The organism is Paraburkholderia sp. J10-1 (assembly GCF_905220165.1).
In the GTDB taxonomy this organism is placed as follows: domain Bacteria; phylum Pseudomonadota; class Gammaproteobacteria; order Burkholderiales; family Burkholderiaceae; genus Paraburkholderia.
The window spans coordinates 449436-465603 of the sequence record NZ_CAJMYW010000003.1 but is presented as its reverse complement, the minus strand read 5'-3'; the positions used below and the strand labels follow the sequence as shown (position 1 = coordinate 465603).

At 58.3% G+C, this 16168-nt stretch carries 12 protein-coding genes and 1 tRNA gene; 11 read left to right on the top strand and 2 right to left on the bottom strand.

Translation table 11 applies throughout. From position 1 onward, the window contains the following. Window positions 1-38 precede the first annotated feature (38 nt). From U5A65_RS14720 to U5A65_RS14710, 3 genes are all read left to right on the top strand, one after another. Window positions 39-134: transfer RNA gene (locus U5A65_RS14720), tRNA-Sec, on the top strand. A gap of 748 nt (window positions 135-882) precedes the next feature. After that, window positions 883-2886: a SpoIIE family protein phosphatase gene (locus U5A65_RS14715; protein WP_321946681.1), complete on the top strand. Its 2004-nt coding sequence runs from the start codon at window positions 883-885 to the stop codon at window positions 2884-2886. Window positions 2887-2888: 2 nt separating this feature from the next. Beyond that, a complete protein-coding gene (locus tag U5A65_RS14710) occupies window positions 2889-3311 on the top strand; it encodes an ATP-binding protein (RefSeq protein ID WP_321910582.1) in 423 nt (140 codons plus the stop codon). Between the two features lie 63 nt (window positions 3312-3374). Here U5A65_RS14710 and U5A65_RS14705 read toward each other — a convergent pair whose 3' ends face one another. Both U5A65_RS14705 and U5A65_RS14700 read right to left on the bottom strand, forming a co-directional pair. Further along, window positions 3375-3719 carry an STAS domain-containing protein gene (locus U5A65_RS14705; protein WP_321946680.1) on the bottom strand — a complete coding sequence of 115 codons (345 nt, stop codon included), beginning with the start codon at window positions 3717-3719 and terminating at the stop codon, window positions 3375-3377. A gap of 109 nt (window positions 3720-3828) precedes the next feature. Further along, on the bottom strand, window positions 3829-4068 hold the full coding sequence (locus U5A65_RS14700; protein ID WP_321946679.1) for a hypothetical protein: 240 nt from the start codon (window positions 4066-4068) through the stop codon (window positions 3829-3831). A 732-nt stretch (window positions 4069-4800) separates the two neighbouring features. Between U5A65_RS14700 and tssB the strand changes: the two genes are divergently transcribed. The 8 genes from tssB (at window position 4801) to U5A65_RS14660 (ending at window position 16167) form a co-directional block, all read left to right on the top strand. Beyond that, window positions 4801-5295: a type VI secretion system contractile sheath small subunit gene (gene tssB, locus U5A65_RS14695; protein WP_321910586.1), complete on the top strand. Its 495-nt coding sequence runs from the start codon at window positions 4801-4803 to the stop codon at window positions 5293-5295. Between the two features lie 37 nt (window positions 5296-5332). Then, window positions 5333-6820 (top strand): type VI secretion system contractile sheath large subunit, encoded by a 1488-nt coding sequence (gene tssC, locus U5A65_RS14690; RefSeq protein WP_321910588.1) that lies wholly within the window; start codon window positions 5333-5335, stop codon window positions 6818-6820. Window positions 6821-7060: 240 nt separating this feature from the next. Beyond that, window positions 7061-7549: an Hcp family type VI secretion system effector gene (locus U5A65_RS14685; RefSeq protein ID WP_321910590.1), complete on the top strand. Its 489-nt coding sequence runs from the start codon at window positions 7061-7063 to the stop codon at window positions 7547-7549. 23 nt (window positions 7550-7572) lie between these two features. Then, window positions 7573-7986 carry a type VI secretion system baseplate subunit TssE gene (gene tssE, locus U5A65_RS14680; RefSeq protein WP_321910591.1) on the top strand — a complete coding sequence of 138 codons (414 nt, stop codon included), beginning with the start codon at window positions 7573-7575 and terminating at the stop codon, window positions 7984-7986. Window positions 7987-8036: 50 nt separating this feature from the next. Next, entirely contained in the window at window positions 8037-9761 is a 1725-nt protein-coding gene (gene tssF / locus U5A65_RS14675; RefSeq protein WP_321935729.1) for a type VI secretion system baseplate subunit TssF, read from the top strand. Then, window positions 9758-10708, top strand: coding sequence for a type VI secretion system baseplate subunit TssG (gene tssG, locus U5A65_RS14670; RefSeq protein ID WP_321946678.1), 951 nt, complete (start codon window positions 9758-9760; stop codon window positions 10706-10708). Before tssF ends, tssG begins: the two co-directional genes overlap by 4 nt. Before the next feature lie 69 nt (window positions 10709-10777). Continuing rightward, window positions 10778-13417: a type VI secretion system ATPase TssH gene (tssH, locus tag U5A65_RS14665; RefSeq protein ID WP_321946677.1), complete on the top strand. Its 2640-nt coding sequence runs from the start codon at window positions 10778-10780 to the stop codon at window positions 13415-13417. A gap of 98 nt (window positions 13418-13515) precedes the next feature. Further along, window positions 13516-16167 (top strand): type VI secretion system Vgr family protein, encoded by a 2652-nt coding sequence (locus tag U5A65_RS14660; protein WP_321946676.1) that lies wholly within the window; start codon window positions 13516-13518, stop codon window positions 16165-16167. Window position 16168 lies beyond the last annotated feature (1 nt).

Genomic DNA, 16168 nt, shown 5'->3' with positions numbered 1-16168 from the left:
TTTCGATTGCAGTTGCGGTTGCGGTTGGTTTCGACGAAGGAAGGCATTCGTATCCGGTGGTACGGCCGGGCTTCAAACCCGGTTGGGGGCGTCAGCCGCTCCCGGGTCGGTTCGACTCCGGCTGCCTTCCGCCAGTTCACGCTGTGGGTCCTAAAGCTGCTCCCCATTCACGGTGATACCTGAGGGGCGGCTATGGTCGAATTGTGAGCGTAGCTCGCACGTTAGGTTCCAGTGTCCTGTAGTCGTTCCAACAGCAGGATTCTCGTTCGCTCAAGACAGATCGTGGCCACATTGAGGCGGCCGTTCGCAAAATCCACCAAACGTCTCCAGGAAGTCACCGTGGGCAGGGCGGCTATGCCACGGCCGAAAGCTCTTTTTCGGCAAACGCCGCTATCAATGCAAGAATACTTATTGCAATAGCTCCGTTATATGTCGATTTACGGGAAACCTGGACCCTGCGCGCTCCGGAGTGGGACCTTTGGGAGGGGTTTGCAGCGCAGAGAGCTTTACGTCGGGATGAGCAATTCGCGCACGCTATTGGCGGCCACTTGAAACAGTTGCCACCGCAGAACCAGCATTAACTTAAACCAGCCAGCCTCCATGATTCCCGGGGCGGTTCAGTTGCGCTGGCGCAGGCGTAATGCCGCCGAGGCGGCAAGACGAATTCTTCAGGGCCGACTTCTGAGACGCACGGTAAAGACGATATAGAGGCGGTCTGATACCGTCGTTTTTTTTCCGTGCAGTGAAAGTTCACACGATTTCGCGCTTCACGACGCGAAACGAACCTATATAGAAGCCTGCGAGAATCACGGAGTCAGCGAAGGTGAGGTCGGATGGAAACGGTTTATCGGATGCGTGGTACGTGAGCGAGTAGCAGGACATATGGTCGACCTTACAGCTGTGCTATTCAAGCGCTACAACCGTGTTATGTGGGGCACGTTTGTCGGCGTTCTCCTCGTTGCTTGTGCACTCGTCTATTTTCGGTTCAAGCTGATACTTGGCGCGGAAACGGCAAGCTTGGTGCAAAGCGTGCAGGAGCAAGCCGTCGTGCTCGATGCGATAGTCAAAAGCAACGCTGACGCAGTCAACGAGATGCGTATTCACGCGCAGAGCTGGTATCGTCTGCATCCGGAGGGGGCGCGGCCTTCCCAGTTGCGGCGGGCGCTTCAGCCTTGCCCCGACTCGGGCCGCGTGTGCCTCGACCGTTTGCCGCCACCCTGGACGACAGCAGATGCCGGAAACCTTACCGGTCTGATAGATTCGCCTGCGCCGCCGCTCGACAAGGAGCTCGAAATGGCGTTGAGTCTGAATGACGTATTCAAGGCGATCAAGGCGAACCTGGCGGGTGTGACGTGGGCCTACTACTCATCCAGGCGCCGCTTCAGCAACGCGTATCCGTGGGCCTCGTCAAAAGAATTCTTTTACACCGATACGGCGGCGCAGCGTGAGTTTCTGGACAGCGTCGAACGCGCTCCCGATCCCAAGCGAGCCGTGGTGTGGTCGCCCGCGTACCTGGACCAGGCGGGGCGGGGGGTGATGATCACGGCTTCGGCCGGCGTCTATGGGGACGGCGCCTTTCTCGGCGCAGTCTCGATAGATGTCACGCTGAATTGGCTTAATCAATTCCTGCGGAATTGGCGCAGCCCGTTCGGGACACTGTTCATCATCAACGACCGCGGGCAACTGATCGCGCATCCAACGCGGGTCCATGATGGCGCGCTCGGGGTCGAGTCAGCGGCCGTGGCCTTTCCACGTTCTCTGGCGCAAGACATGAACGCGACGCTGGAAGCGTCGACCGGACGCCTGGTGCTGCTGCACGGTTATTACGTCGAGACCGTAGCCATCCAGAACTCGCCGTTTCGACTTGTCTTGCTTGCGCCGCAGTGGGCCCTTGTCAGTACGGCGCTGCAAACCGGTTTGCCGAGCATGTTCCTGCTGCTTATCAGCTTGGCCATCATGCTGGTTACTGCAAGCCGGTTTGCGTATCGCGACGTGATCGTTCCCGCGCAAAAGCTCGTGCGCTACATTCAGGATGAACAACGCGGCTCGGTGAAGTCGATTCCGGATATTCCCCGGCCTTGGCGCCCTTGGTTTCTCACCATTCAACATGTCTTCAACGCTCATACGCAACTCGTGTCGATCCAGCAGGAACTGGATGTTGCGCGGCGTATGCAGCAATCCATTGTCCCTACGCGTTTTCCGTCGCGCCCCGATCTGCAGATGTTCGCGCGCATGATTCCGGCAAAAGAGGTGGGCGGCGACTTTTACGATTATTTTTGGCTCTCCGACAACAAGATCGGTATGGTCATCGCGGATGTATCAGGCAAGGGTGTGCCCGCAGCGCTTTTCATGGCAGTGGCGAGAACGCTGCTGCGCGCGATCGCGCCCGGTGCTAGCGGCCCTGCAGCTTGTCTTGCCCTCGCTAACGACCTTTTGAGCCAGGATAATGAAGCGACGATGTTCGTGACGTTGTTTTACGGCATTCTGGATATCCGCACGGGTGAACTCGAATATGCGAATGCGGGCCATAATTCGCCATATGTGATCACCGCGGACGGCACGGTATCAGCGGTTCAGCGAACGTCAGGTATGGCGCTCGGTGTAATGGATGGTATTGCTTACGAGCAGGGGCGCATGCGGCTGGAGCCCGACTCTACGCTGCTACTCTATACCGACGGTATTACAGAGGCGTTCAATCCGGTCAACGAGCAATACGGCGAGGCACGCCTCGCGTCTTGTCTTACCGGAGGGGAGGAATTGACTGTGGAGGCGTTGCTGAGCCAATTGGTCAATGACGTTGTCGCGTTCGCGATCGACGCGCCTCAGTCTGACGATATTACCTGTTTCGCGGTGCGCTTTGGGGCGATGTCGCTCGTTATGGAGTAGCAGTGAAGCACACATTCGACGCGACTCTCGCCCCTGCCGATCCCGACATCAACGGATTGCTCGATAAACTGCAGCAATTTTTTGCGGACCATAGCCTGCACAGTTCATTAGTGCAGTGCTTTGCGCTTACATTTGACGAACTGATTAGCAATATTGTCATGTACGGTGCTGCGCGCGAGCCCATCCAGGTTCATCTAAGCATCACTGACAGTGAGGTCAGTGCGTGGATAATCGATGACGGTGTGCCGTTCGACCCGTTAAGTTTGCCTGATCCGGACGTGACGAGCGGCGTCGAAGAACGACCTGTCGGCGGCGTTGGCATTTATATCGCCCGGAAAATGATGGACAGGATGACTTATGAGCGCGACGAGCTGCGTAACCGAATCAGCCTTTCAAAGCGCATAGATACGCCGACGCCCGAATGAGGCGAGCAATATTGTCGAGCTCGCTCTCACTTCTGGTCTGGTTGCGGCGAGATTAGCCTTAGCTCAAGCGGTCTGGTTGAAGCGCGAGAGCGCCTGCTCGCGCGATTCCGCCACATCGAGAATATTGAAGAATCCGCTGATTTCAAAAACTTCCCGGATCGGGTTGCTGATGCCACAAAGTGCCATCTGGCCGGCCGACTGTTTGAGCCGTTTCGCGGTCACAAGTACGACCCGCAGCCCGGCGCTGGAAATATAGTCCAACTCCCCAAGATCAATCACCAACTGGTTTGTGCCCCGGTTGATGTGCTGCAGGATTTGCGCCTCCGTTTGCTCCGCATTCGTGCTGTTTAGCTTCCCCTGCAAACAGGCTACGAGGACGGTGCCGATCATTTCGAATTGGTTGGCCATTTTAGTCTCAGGTATTGCATTTTAAGATTGAACAGATCAATTTCGACTGCTACACGTCTGAAGCACGTGCTCAAACGGTGGTGTTAAAGTCAGTTTCGCTATTGAATCGTCAGGATTTCTGACAATCATTTGCGCTAAAGCGAACGATAGGGCTGAAATCGTTTTCTCTACTGCGGTCGCGCAAGCTCTCCTTCCAGAAAAAAAAGAAGGCGCGGTGCTTATCGGTCGAGAAGCGCACCCGCGAGCGGTTGGCTGCGGGGAGCGAGGCGACATCAACGTGGCTATGCGCAATAGCCCTCGACGATGGTTGCGATGGCCGGTTGGCGGCCCGGGTAGCGTATTGGTCCATTATTTTGACTCCGGCCGTGCGTAACGTGACGCCGCGGGTTGGCCGATTGTATCCGATGCGGGAGCGACTGCAACGCCCACGAAAGTCCGTACGGCGTTTGTAAGCAACGATGGCTTTCCGGGGCGAGTCCTGGCTTGGTCATTTGAGGCGTGATCGCTGAAAAACTGAGACGCACGGTCAAGTGAATTTTTCGGGCCGGTGCTACGATTTTCGCCGATCACGTCCTGCTTATCGGACAGGTTGTGAAAGGCTGGAGGCAGGCGTCAACGCCAGAGGAGAAGCCATCGAAAGTGGCGGGAAACGAACCTCAACGCTTGAAATCAGCCTCAATGCGACAACCGAAGAAAGCTGAACTCGAGTTGAGATTGTGTTGCTCGAGAAATGATGTGCCAGTACGTTCAGGTGGCATGGTGCGCTTGCGCCGGGTCGAATTTTCGCGGTCTTTCAGGAGGGTATTTGTGACACCCGCTGGACGATTTTTCCCTGGATGACTTGTAAGGACTGTGCGCTGCCCCGCAGAAGGGGGCAATGGCTTCGTTCGGAAGACCGCTGGCGCTTGTCGCAGGCGAAGCTATCCGACCTTGACGCCCACGCACATACAGCGCTCGAACGGCAGATGAGCGATTCCACTAGCGAGCACTGGCTGTAGCAGATTTTTCGCGGAACGTATCAAAAAGATCATAAAAATAGCTTGGGTTTTCAACTTTCGTTGTTTTTGAATTGGGGGTAAGCATGGCATCCGACGGTTCAGTCGCTCCTAAGGAGCGAGTCAATATTGTGTATCGTCCGGCCACCGGAGATGCAAAAGCGGAAGTCGAGTTGCCGCTGAAATTGCTCGTGCTCGGCGACTTCACGTTGCGCGATGACGACACGCCGCTCGAAGAGATGAAGCCGACCAGCGTGGACAAGGACAACTTCAACGAAGTGCTCAAGGGGCAAAAGCTTTCGCTCGATCTCGTGGTGCCGAACCGACTGGAGGCGAACGCCGAGGGGCGCGAACAACTCGCAACGAGTCTGAAGTTCGACTCCATTGACGACTTTTCTCCCGATGCGATCGTCGAGAAGGTGCCGGAATTGCGCCAGATGATCGCCTTGCGCGATGCGCTCAAGGCACTGAAGGGGCCGCTCGGCAACATTCCGGATTTCCGAAAGCGCGTTCAGGAACTGATCGAAGATCAAGGCGTGCGCGCTCGCTTGATGAGCGAACTCGGCATCGAAGACAAGTGACTTTCGTATTTATCGGTGGACGCAGCGGGGACCGCACATGAGTGATTTGGAAAAAGGACCGGGAAGCGCGGTCACGACGGAATCGGAATCAACCGTTTCGCTGCTCGATCAACTGATCGAGTCGGCACGGATCAAGCCAGGCGACGAAGCCTATTCGATTACGCGCCAGGGCATCCAGGCCTTTATTTCGCAACTACTGGAGCCGAACCTCGCGGTCGAGCGCATCACGCAGGCGACCGTCGACAGCATGATCGCGGACCTCGATCAAAAGCTGTGCGCGCAGGTTGACGCGATTTTGCATCACGCCGACTTTCAGAAGATGGAATCGGCATGGCGTTCGCTGAAGTTCCTGGTGGACCGCACGAACTTTCGCGAGAACGTCAAGATTCAGGTGCTGAGCGTCAGCAAGGGCAAACTGCTCGAAGACTTCGAAGACGCAGCGGACATCACCAAGTCGGGTCTCTACAAGAATCTCTACACCGCTGAATACGGGCAGTTCGGCGGCCAGCCGTTCGGCGCCATCGTGGCGAACTACGAGTTCGGGCCGGGCACGCAGGACGTGAAGTTGCTGCAGTACGCGGCAAATGTCTCTGCCATGAGCCACGCGCCCTTTATCGCAGCAGCGGGGCCGCAATTCTTCGGTGTCGACAGCTATGATCAGCTGCCGAATCTGAAGGATCTTTCATCGATTTTCGAAGGCCCGCAGTTCGTCAAATGGAATGCGTTCCGTGAATCGGAAGATGCCCGCTACGTCGGCCTCACCTTGCCGCACTTTTTGCTGCGCGTGCCCTATGGGGCGGATACGGTACCGGCCAAGAAGTTCAATTACAAGGAAGACGTTTCGGGCGGTAACAGCCAGTTCCTGTGGGGTAATGCGGCCTTTGCGTTCGCTTCGCGCCTGACGGCGAGTTTCGCCGATTACCGCTGGTGCGCAAACGTGATCGGACCTCAAGGCGGTGGCACGGTGGGCGACCTCCCCGTGTACACGTATGAATCGATGGGCGAGTTGCAGAACAAGATTCCGACGGAAGTGCTGATTTCCGAGCGTCGTGAGTTCGAACTGGCGGAGCAGGGTTTTATCGCGCTTACGATGCGTAAGAATAGCGACAATGCGGCATTCTTCTCTGCCAACTCGGCGCAAAAGCCGAAGTTTTTCGGCAATACCAAGGAAGGCAAGGAAGCCGAACTCAATTACAAGCTCAGCACCCAACTGCCCTACATGTTCGTTGTGAGCCGTCTTGCGCACTACATCAAGGTGATCCAGCGCGAGAACATTGGCACGTGGAAAGAGCGCGTCGATCTCGAAGGCGAGCTCAACATGTGGATTCGCCAGTACGTTGCGGATATGGACAATCCCGCGGAGGGAGTGCGCAGCCGCCGTCCGCTGCGTCAGGCGGAGATCGTCGTGGCCGATGTTGAAGGCGATCCGGGCTGGTATCGCGTGGATATGAAAGTGCGTCCTCATTTCAAATACATGGGCGCATCGTTCACGTTGTCCCTGGTGGGCAAGCTGGAAAAAAAGTAGGCGGAAAATTGCCGTGAAACAGGCCATGTTTCATCGATAACGCAACCTGGAAAGACAGCGACAGTCCGGTCGTCGCGTCTTGCAACAGGTGAAACATGAGCCACACGAACAGCAGTTGAGCAAAACCACGGCGGTCGGCTGGCCGCCGTGGCGAAATGGAAGTCAGTGCGAGACGTCGAACGCGACTCGCAGTTCAATTCCGTACCACTAATTATTTACTGCCGTAAAACGGGGATTACTATGCCAATGCCGTGCTATCTCACTCTCGAAGGCCAGAACCAGGGCAAGATCGAGGGCTCGACCAAGGTTCAGGGCCACGAAGGAAAGATTCTCCTCCAGGCCGTCGACCACTCCATCGAAATTCCGAAGAGTCCGCAAACGGGGCTGCCGACCGGCAAGCGTGTTCATCTGCCGATGACGCTGACCAAGGAAATCGACAAGTCCTCGCCAAAGCTGTTTCAGGCGCTGACGTCGGGCGAACAGATGAAGAACGTCACGCTGGAGTTCTATCGCATTTCGCCGAAGGGTACGGAGGAGAAGTACTACACCGTGAAACTGTCGAATGCGATCCTGACCAATATGCGGTCGTGGACGCCGAACTGCCTGTCGCCGGAAAACAAGCAACTGGGTCACATGGAAGATATCTCGTTCACCTACGAGAAGATCACCTGGACGTTCGATCCGGACGGCATCGAAGCCGAAGATTCCTGGCTCGCGCCGAAGTCCTGAACCCAACCTGAGCTGGAGCGACGGTGAGAGAGCAGCGGCTGTTGGAGCGAATCGCGAGGTGGGGCCCGGATCAAGAGCGTACCAACGAAACGAAGGTTGACGCGCTCATTGACTCGGTGATGAGCCACCTCAGCCGTCTGCTCAATACCCGGCAAGGCAGCGTGCCGATTGACCCACTATTCGGTGTGCCCGACTTCACCAACCTTGCCGGGACGACTTCGATGGGGTCCACGCGCGAGATCGAAGAAGAGATTCGCCGCATGATCGTGCGCTACGAACCCCGTATCAAGTCGCCGCGCGTGACGCTCAATCGCGAGGAAACGGATGTGCTGTCGATCCGTTTCGCTCTCGAGGGCACGCTCGAAGTCGCGGATCGGGAGATTCCGCTGCGTTTGTCGACCACCGTTGGCGCCAACGGCCGCGTCAGTGTCGGCTGATTTCATCCCGTTTGCACTCTGTCTTTTCGATCCAGCTGAAGCAGTCACGCATGTTCAATCGATACTACCAGGATGAGCTGAACAAGCTGAAGGGGCTGGCAGCTGAGTTCGCACGCGCGAATCCGGGCATCGCTCCGATGCTGTCGGGCAGCTCCGCGGACCCCGATGTCGAGCGCCTGCTGGAAGGGGTTGCTTTTCTCACGGGTCTCACGCGCCAGAAGCTGGACGACCAGTTTCCCGAGTTCATCCAGGAACTCACGAATCTGCTGTTTCCGCACTATCTGCGGCCAGTGCCGGCGTCGACCCTGATCGGGTTTTCGGCCAAAGGCCGACGCTCGGGGGCAGCGCGGGTTGCGGCTGGCAGCGAGCTCGCGTCGGTGCCAGTGGACGGCACGTCGTGCCGCTTTCGCACCACCCGCGATCTCGACGTCGAGCCGTTGCAGATCGCCGAAGTGAATCTGTTGAGCCACGCCGGCGCGGCGCCGGTGCTGATGATCGACTTCGAAATGGACGACGGTCTCAGCATCGCGCAGTGGAACGGCGACTCCATCCGTCTGTTCCTGAACGGCGGCTATGTCGCGGCGTCCCGCTTGCTGCTGCTGTTGATGCGCCACGTCACTGATGTGCGTATATCGAGCCATGGAGGCGAGCGGATCTCGGTAGGCGCAAAGAGCTTGCGCGCGAGCGGATTCGACACCGAACTGCTCGCCTGGCCGAGTCACGCGATGAGCGGCTACCGCACGATCCAGGAATTCTTCACGCAGCCCGAGAAATGTCTTTTCGTCGATATCGTTGGGCTCAAAAACTGGTCGGCAAATGCGAAAGGCACGAGCTTCAGCATCGTCATGACGCTCGATGCGCTGCATGGCTGGATGCCGGAGATCAACGCCGAAAGCTTTCTGCTCAACGTGGTTCCGGCAATCAACCTGTTCTCGCACGCCGCAGACCCGATCACGCACGATCATCGCGTCGCGGAATATCGGGTGAATCCGGAAGGACGGGACCGTCGTCACTTTCAGATCTATTCGGTCGATCAGGTGCTCGGGTATCAGCAGGGCAACGCGCGGGAGCGCGTCTACCAGCCCTTCAGCATGTTCCGCCACGACGGACGCGGCACGCAACTCAGTTATCGAACGACGCAGAAAAGCTCCAACGTCGAGCGGGGCAGCGACGTGTATCTGTCGTTGAACTATCCGCCGTCCGAAACGCCGCTGCCCGAGACGCTGTCGATCCGCGTTACCTGTACGAACCGCTCACTGCCGGAGGGTCTGAAAGCGGGCGACATCAACGTCGCGACCAGCACGTCGCCCGATCGGATGAGTTTCGCCAATATTCGCGCGATCACGCCAGCGCAGGATCCGCCGGCGGGCGAAGAACTGTTGTGGTGCCTGCTTTCGCACGTGTCGCTGAATCTGGCGTCGCTGGCGAACGCCGATAGTTTGCGCAAGCTGCTCGGACTTTATGTATTTGCCGGAACGCAAGGCCAGGAATTGGCGAATCGCCGTCGCATCGAAGGTATCGTCGACGTGGCTGCGACTGCAGAAACGCGTCTCGTGGGCCGTGGCGGCACCCGGCGCGGCCAGCTGATCCGCATTCGTTGCCGGGAGGACCATTACGCCGGGATTGGTGATCTGTATCTCTTTGGCTGCGTGCTCGAACGATTTCTCGGCGACCACGCCGGCATCAATTCGTATACACGCGTCGAGCTCGAAGACACGCTTTCAGGGACCGTATTCAAATGGCCACCGAGACTCGGACAACAAGCGATGCTGTGAAGGCGCTGCTTCTCACCAATGGTGAAAAGTACTCCTACTTTCAGGCGATCCGGCTGCTACGGTTGTACGACCGTCACACGGGGCTTCGTCAGGAGAACCTGCGCATCCGGCCGCGGCTCGCGCTCGGCTTTCCCGAGAACGACATCGATCGCATCGAGCCGACGGCGGAAGGCGGGTATCGCATTACGGCGAACTTCTTCGGCCTGTACGGCGTGGCCTCGCCGCTGCCGACCTATTACACCGAAGATCTGCTCGAAGAGGCGCGCGAGGGTCGTCACGTTACGCGTGAGTTCCTCGACATCGTGCATTACGCGATGTACCCGCTGCTCTTCGACGCGTGGGCGAAGTATCGGGTCGAGCAGCGCGTTGTCGAGGATCGTCACGAGGCGTCGCTCAATCAGTTGTATGCGTTCGTTGGCCTGCACGATCCAGACCTGCGCGCCGATCTGCTGCCGGGGAGCGCGGAACTGCTGCGCTACGCGGGCCTGTTCAACCAGCGGCCGCGCTCGGCGCTTGGGCTGAAAACGCTGCTTGCCGATGCGTTCGCGCCCGCCCGCGTCGAGGTCGTGTGCGGCGTGATGCGCCCAGTGCCGATTCCCGACGACCAGCGTTGGCGGCTTGGGGAGGGGCAGAGCTGCCTCGGCGAGGACGCGTGGCTCGGCTCCGAGGTCGACGACTACGAAAGCACGATCAGGGTCGAGTTCAGCGATCTGCCGCAAGCGCTATTTCAACAGATGCTGCCCGGCGGAACCGCGCATGCGCGGCTTGGCTTTTTCACGCGCCACTACCTGACGGATCCGCTCGATGTGGAAGTGGACCTTCAGCTGCGTCGCGACGAAGTGGCCGCTGCGCGCACGGGGCGTGGCCCGTGGTCGCGGCTCGGCTTCGACACCTGGCTCAATCCAGGCGAGGCGGAGCTTGCGACCCGCGTGCAGTACCGCCTTTAAACCGGGCTTCATGCAGGATTCCATTCCCTTTGCTGGCTATTGCTCGAAAGACTAAAAAAAGGACAAACGATGTTGCTCGTTGAACTGAAGCCGCTGGTGGGCCGCCTGAACGGCTTTTGCAAACAGGCGCTCGAAGATGGTGTCGGGCTGTGCGTGTCGCGCGGTCACTACGAGATCACCGTCGAGCATCTGCTGGTGAAGCTCTTCGACGATCATCAGGCCGATATCGCGTTGCTGTTGCGCCAGAACGATGTCGACGTTGCACTGATGCAGCGCGCCGTCAACTTGTCGCTCGAACAGATGAAGACGGGCAACGCGGGGCGGCCCGCGTTCTCGCCGCTCCTGCTCGAATTGCTGCAGGACGCCTGGCTCATCGCATCGGTGGACCTGCAGGAACCGCTTATCCGTTCCGGAGCGGTCTTGCTCGCCTTCCTCGCGCGCCCGACCTACTACGCGACCGGCGACTACGCCGCGCGGCTGCGTGCGTTGAATCGCGAAACGCTGATCCGTGCGTTCGACGCTATCTGCGGCGGCTCGGTCGAGGCCGGCGCGCGTGGGGCGTCGGGTGACAACCCAAGCGATGGTTCGGCGCCCGCGAGCGGCGACGGCAGCGCGATTGCGCGGTTCTGTGAGAACTTCACCGAGAAGGCACGCTCCGGCAAGCTCGATCCGGTGTTCGGTCGCGACGCCGAGATTCGCCAGATGGTCGACATCCTTGCGCGCCGCCGCAAGAACAATCCGATCTGCGTGGGCGACCCGGGGGTCGGCAAGACGGCGGTGGTCGAAGGGCTGGCGCTGCGTGTGATCGAAGGCGACGTGCCCGATTCGCTGAAGGACGTGACGATCCTCGGTCTCGACATGGGCTTGCTGCAGGCTGGCGCGAGTGTGAAGGGCGAGTTCGAGAACCGCCTGAAAGGCGTGATCACCGAGATCAAGGCGTCGGCCAGGCCGATCATCCTGTTCATCGACGAGGCGCACACGCTGATCGGCGCAGGTGGTCAGGCGGGCACTTCCGACGCGGCCAACCTGCTCAAGCCGGCGCTTGCGCGCGGCGAGCTGCGTACGATCGCCGCCACCACGTGGGCCGAGTACAAGAAGTACTTCGAAAAGGACGCGGCGCTCGCGCGGCGCTTCCAGCTCGTCAAGCTCGACGAGCCGGACGTCGACACTGCCGTGCTGATTCTGCGCGGCTTGAAAGCGAAATATGAAGACGTGCATGGGGTCGTGCTGCGCGACGATGCGATAGTCGCGGCCGCCGAGCTGTCGAGCCGCTACATCATGGGACGTCAGCTGCCGGACAAGGCGGTCGACCTGCTCGACACCGCCTGCGCTCGCGTCAAGGTGCTGCAAAGCGCGAAGCCGGACGTGCTGGAAAATACGGAGCGCCGCATCCAGGCCTTGCAGCGCGAGAAGCACGGACTTGAGCGCGATGCGGACAACCAGCAGCCCGTCAATCTCGCGCGCCTGGAAGAGATCGATACTGAGCTTGCGACGCTCACGGCGCAGGCGGACGAATTGCGCGTCTTCTGGGAAAAGCAGCGTGACGCGGCACGCGCGCTGCTGGAAGCGCGTGCGGCACGTCACGCGGCAAAGGCAAGCGATGCACCGGTCGATACGCTGCAAGCGCTGTCCGTGGCGATTACGTCCGCTGCTGAAGCGTTCAAGGCCGCGCAGGGTAGTCAGCCATTGGTCCACGTCGACGTCGATCCAGACGTGGTGGCGCGCGTGATTTCGGACTGGACCGGCATTCCGGTCGGCAAGATGCTGCGCGATCAGGCACAGAGCGTCATGCGCATGGCCGACACGCTGAAGGCGCGCATTCGTGGGCAGGATCACGCGATGGACCAGATCGCGGAAGTGCTCAAGACCGCCAAGTCGGGGCTGAAGGATCCCGATCAGCCGCTGGGCGTGTTCCTGCTCGCCGGACCGTCGGGCGTCGGCAAGACGGAGACGGCGCTGTCGGTGGCGGACATCCTGTTCGGCGACGAAAAGTCGACCACCGTCATCAACATGAGCGAGTTCCAGGAGAAGCACAACGTGAGCCGCCTGATCGGCTCGCCGCCGGGCTACGTGGGCTACGGCGAAGGCGGTGTGCTGACGGAGGCGGTGCGCCAGCGGCCGTATTCGGTCGTGCTGCTCGACGAGGTGGAGAAGGCCCACCTCGACGTGATGAATCTGTTCTACCAGGTGTTCGACAAGGGCATGCTTTCGGATGGCGAGGGCAAGGAGATCGACTTCTCGAACACGGTGATCTTCCTCACGTCGAATCTCGCGACCGATGTGATCACCGAGATGACCGCCGGTGAAGACAAGCCCGATGCGGCGACGCTGCTCTCCGCCGTGCGGCCGATCCTCTCGAATCATTTCAAGCCGGCGCTGCTTGCGCGCATGACGGTGATTCCGTACTTCACCCTGCAGGGCGAGGCGCTGGCGGGCATCGTGCGGCTCAAGCTGGACAAGATCGTGCGGCGCGTTGCGCGTAACAACAAGATGCGCTTCACCTACACCGAAGCGGTGGTCGAGCAGATCACGGCGCGCTGTACGGAAGTCGAAACGGGCGCTCGCAATATCGATTTCATCCTGCGCGGCACGGTGCTGCCGTTGATGTCGCAGGAGATCCTCACGCGTATGGGCGAGGGCTCGGCGTTGCCGGAAGTAGCGCTCGGCGTGGACGAGAGCGGCGATTTTGTTGTGAGTTTTCCGGGCTAGTCGCCGCGCGCAATCAGGCGTTGTCAACCCGACGCCATTGATGTTGGTCGGCGACTCAGCGCCACCAACACCGAAGAAGAACAGGACAGAAAATCAACATGGACTCAGCCGCCAGTCAGATCACCGCCAACAGGCGTTTCGATTTCAGATCGAGCGCATTCGCCAAGGACAACGACAAGTTCGAAGTGGTCGAGATGGAGGGGTTCGAGTCGATTTCGCGCCCCTTTCGATTTACGCTGACTTTGTCGTCCAGCGACGCGGCAATCGATTTCGACTTGATGCTCCGCAATCCCGCGACCTTCACGATCTACGGGCCGGAGAGAACGTTGAGCACGCCCTATCACGGCGTGCTCGCGGAGTTCGAACAGTTGCACCGTGCGGATGGGTACGTGTTTTACCGGGCGGTTCTCGTGCCGAGACTGTGGCGCTTGTCGCTGTACCGGCTCTCGGAAGTCTATCTGCAGGAGCAGACCATTCCGGAGTTGATCGAGAGCATCCTGAAGAAGGCGAAAACAGGCGGGCCTGACGACTTCGAGTTCAATCTGAAAGGAAGCTATCGGCAGCGTAGCTTCGTCTGCCAGTATGAGGAGACTGATCTCGACTTCATCTCGCGGTGGATGGAAAAGGAAGGCATCTACTACTACTTCGATCACTCCGGCAAAGCGGAGAAACTGCTCCTGATCGACGACAAGATCAAGCAAGCGCCGGGCGCGCTGAAGGTCAGCTATCGGCCCGACGACACGCTGGATACAGGTGTCGCGGCTGATTCCGTGCGCAACCTGGTCTGCCGGCAAAAGCCTCTTCCGGAAGCCGTTGTGCTGCAGGATTACAACTACTGCAAGGCTAATGTGGATCTCACCGCGAGAAAAGAAGTGTCGGCGGATGGGTTCGGTGAAGTGACCATATATGGAGAAAACTTCCTCGACGCGGACGAAGGCATTCGCTATGCGAGCCTGCGCGCTGAGGAGATCATTTGCGGCGCGAAGGTTTTTTCCGGTGAGGGAGTAGCGGTGGGATTGCGCAGCGGGTACGCGATAGAACTGACGGGACATTACCGCGGCAGCTTCAACGGCAGCTATCTCGTGACCGAAGTCCATCACGAGGGTTCGCAGGCCGGCGCCCAGCTCAATGGTGTGAGCAATCCGTCCAGTTCAAGCGGACGCAGCAATGAAATCGTGTACCGGAACAGCTTTCGGGCGATTCCCCTCGACATCCAGTTTCGCGCGGAACGGGTGACGGCCAAACCCCGTGTAGCCGGCACGATGAATGCAAAGATCGACAGTGAGGGGAAGGGAGAGTACGCGGATCTCGACGAGTTTGGACAGTACAAGGTGCAGTTGCTGTTCGACAAGACTGACAAGGACCCCAACAAGGGATCGGCACGCTTGCGTATGGCAACGCCGTATTCTGGTACCAACCATGGCATGCATTTTCCTCTGCATAAGGATGCCGAGGTGCTGCTGTCATTCATCGACGGTGATCCGGATCAGCCCGTGATTGTGGGCAGTTTGCCGAATTCGGAAAATCCGAATGTGGTGACGCAGGCAAATGAAAGTCAGAACGTCATCGAGACGGCCGGCGGGAATCGGGTCCAACTCGATGACGCAAAGGGCGACGAGAGTATCTGGCTTCATTCGCCAGCGGGGAAAAGTTCGATCGGCATCGGCTCAACGACGATGGCGGGAGGAGACGGAAGTCTGTGGTTCGGTACGGCCGGCAGTTCCGGAAGCCTGGCCGCAACCACGACGTCATCTATCAGCGGAATCGCGAACTCCGTAGTGGCGGGCGTTAGCAGTAGCGTGACGGCCGGATCAATCAGTCGCAGCTCGTTTGCCGAGAGTGCCATCAGCCGAACCTATACAAGGTGGGTAACCGAAAGCAGCGAGACGGTGGTTGAGGGGGAGTCCTATGAAGCCTGCGGCGATAAATTTTTGAAGGCTGATAAGGGTGTATTGATTTTGGGTGGGATAAAAAACGTCGCCGTAGCGAAAGAAAATAGTGAAATCAGATGGTGTTTTAAACATCTCTCCGGATTTTTTGCATGCTTTGATTTGTTAATGGCTGCGGCTTCGGTAATTGAGTACGCGGCGACAGAGTCTGTCCAGTGGGGAAAAGGTGACAAGGCTGGAGCAACGAGCAAATCGGTCGTCGGTGTGGCGAAGTTCGCTTTGGCACGCGCTCAAAATCTATTTCAACTTAAAAGAAGTTCTAGCGGTAGGCTCGTGAGGACTGGAGCGGAGAATTATAAAAGCAGCCTCTCGCTTAACGAAAATCGTGCGTCTTTAGTATATAAAGATGATTCAATGGGGGGCTCGTGCGCGTTAGCATTGGCATACGACCATGCTTCATTGGAGGTTAATAAAAGTTGGCTGAGGCTAAAAGAAAGTGAAATGTGTCTGCAGTCGTTTTCTCATGATGGTTCACGTTGGAGTGCTATTGATTTTGATAAAAAAGGAATAACTATACAATTCAAGGATCATGACTCATTTCGTAGTGGTTTGGATTTTAGAGAAAAAGAAGCATCTCTGAAGGTTTCAAGTGGTGGGCAGTTGTTTAGCAGCGGTCTTGAGGTCAAGGAAAATGAAATATCGATGGGTTTTAAGTATTTTGGTAAAGAAGTCCTGAGCCCGAGCTCGTTGAAGATCGCAACGCAGGAAGTGTCGATGAATTCGCAAGGGACTATGAATTTAAAAGCAGGCGCGGACATAACCGTGAAAGCCGGGGAAGGTAAGCTGATACAGCTAGGCTAAA

What these genes read in the sequence shown, in the direction of transcription:
- U5A65_RS14700 (WP_321946679.1), bottom strand. Translation starts at nt 4,068, where the DNA reads ATGGACCAATACGCTACCCGGGCCGCCAACCGGCCATCGCAACCATCG.
- tssC (WP_321910588.1), top strand. Translation starts at nt 5,333, where the DNA reads ATGAGTGATTTGGAAAAAGGACCGGGAAGCGCGGTCACGACGGAATCG.
- tssB (WP_321910586.1), top strand. Translation starts at nt 4,801, where the DNA reads ATGGCATCCGACGGTTCAGTCGCTCCTAAGGAGCGAGTCAATATTGTG.
- U5A65_RS14685 (WP_321910590.1), top strand. Translation starts at nt 7,061, where the DNA reads ATGCCAATGCCGTGCTATCTCACTCTCGAAGGCCAGAACCAGGGCAAG.
- U5A65_RS14705 (WP_321946680.1), bottom strand. Translation starts at nt 3,719, where the DNA reads ATGGCCAACCAATTCGAAATGATCGGCACCGTCCTCGTAGCCTGTTTG.
- U5A65_RS14660 (WP_321946676.1), top strand. Translation starts at nt 13,516, where the DNA reads ATGGACTCAGCCGCCAGTCAGATCACCGCCAACAGGCGTTTCGATTTC.
- U5A65_RS14715 (WP_321946681.1), top strand. Translation starts at nt 883, where the DNA reads ATGGTCGACCTTACAGCTGTGCTATTCAAGCGCTACAACCGTGTTATG.
- tssF (WP_321935729.1), top strand. Translation starts at nt 8,037, where the DNA reads ATGTTCAATCGATACTACCAGGATGAGCTGAACAAGCTGAAGGGGCTG.
- tssH (WP_321946677.1), top strand. Translation starts at nt 10,778, where the DNA reads ATGTTGCTCGTTGAACTGAAGCCGCTGGTGGGCCGCCTGAACGGCTTT.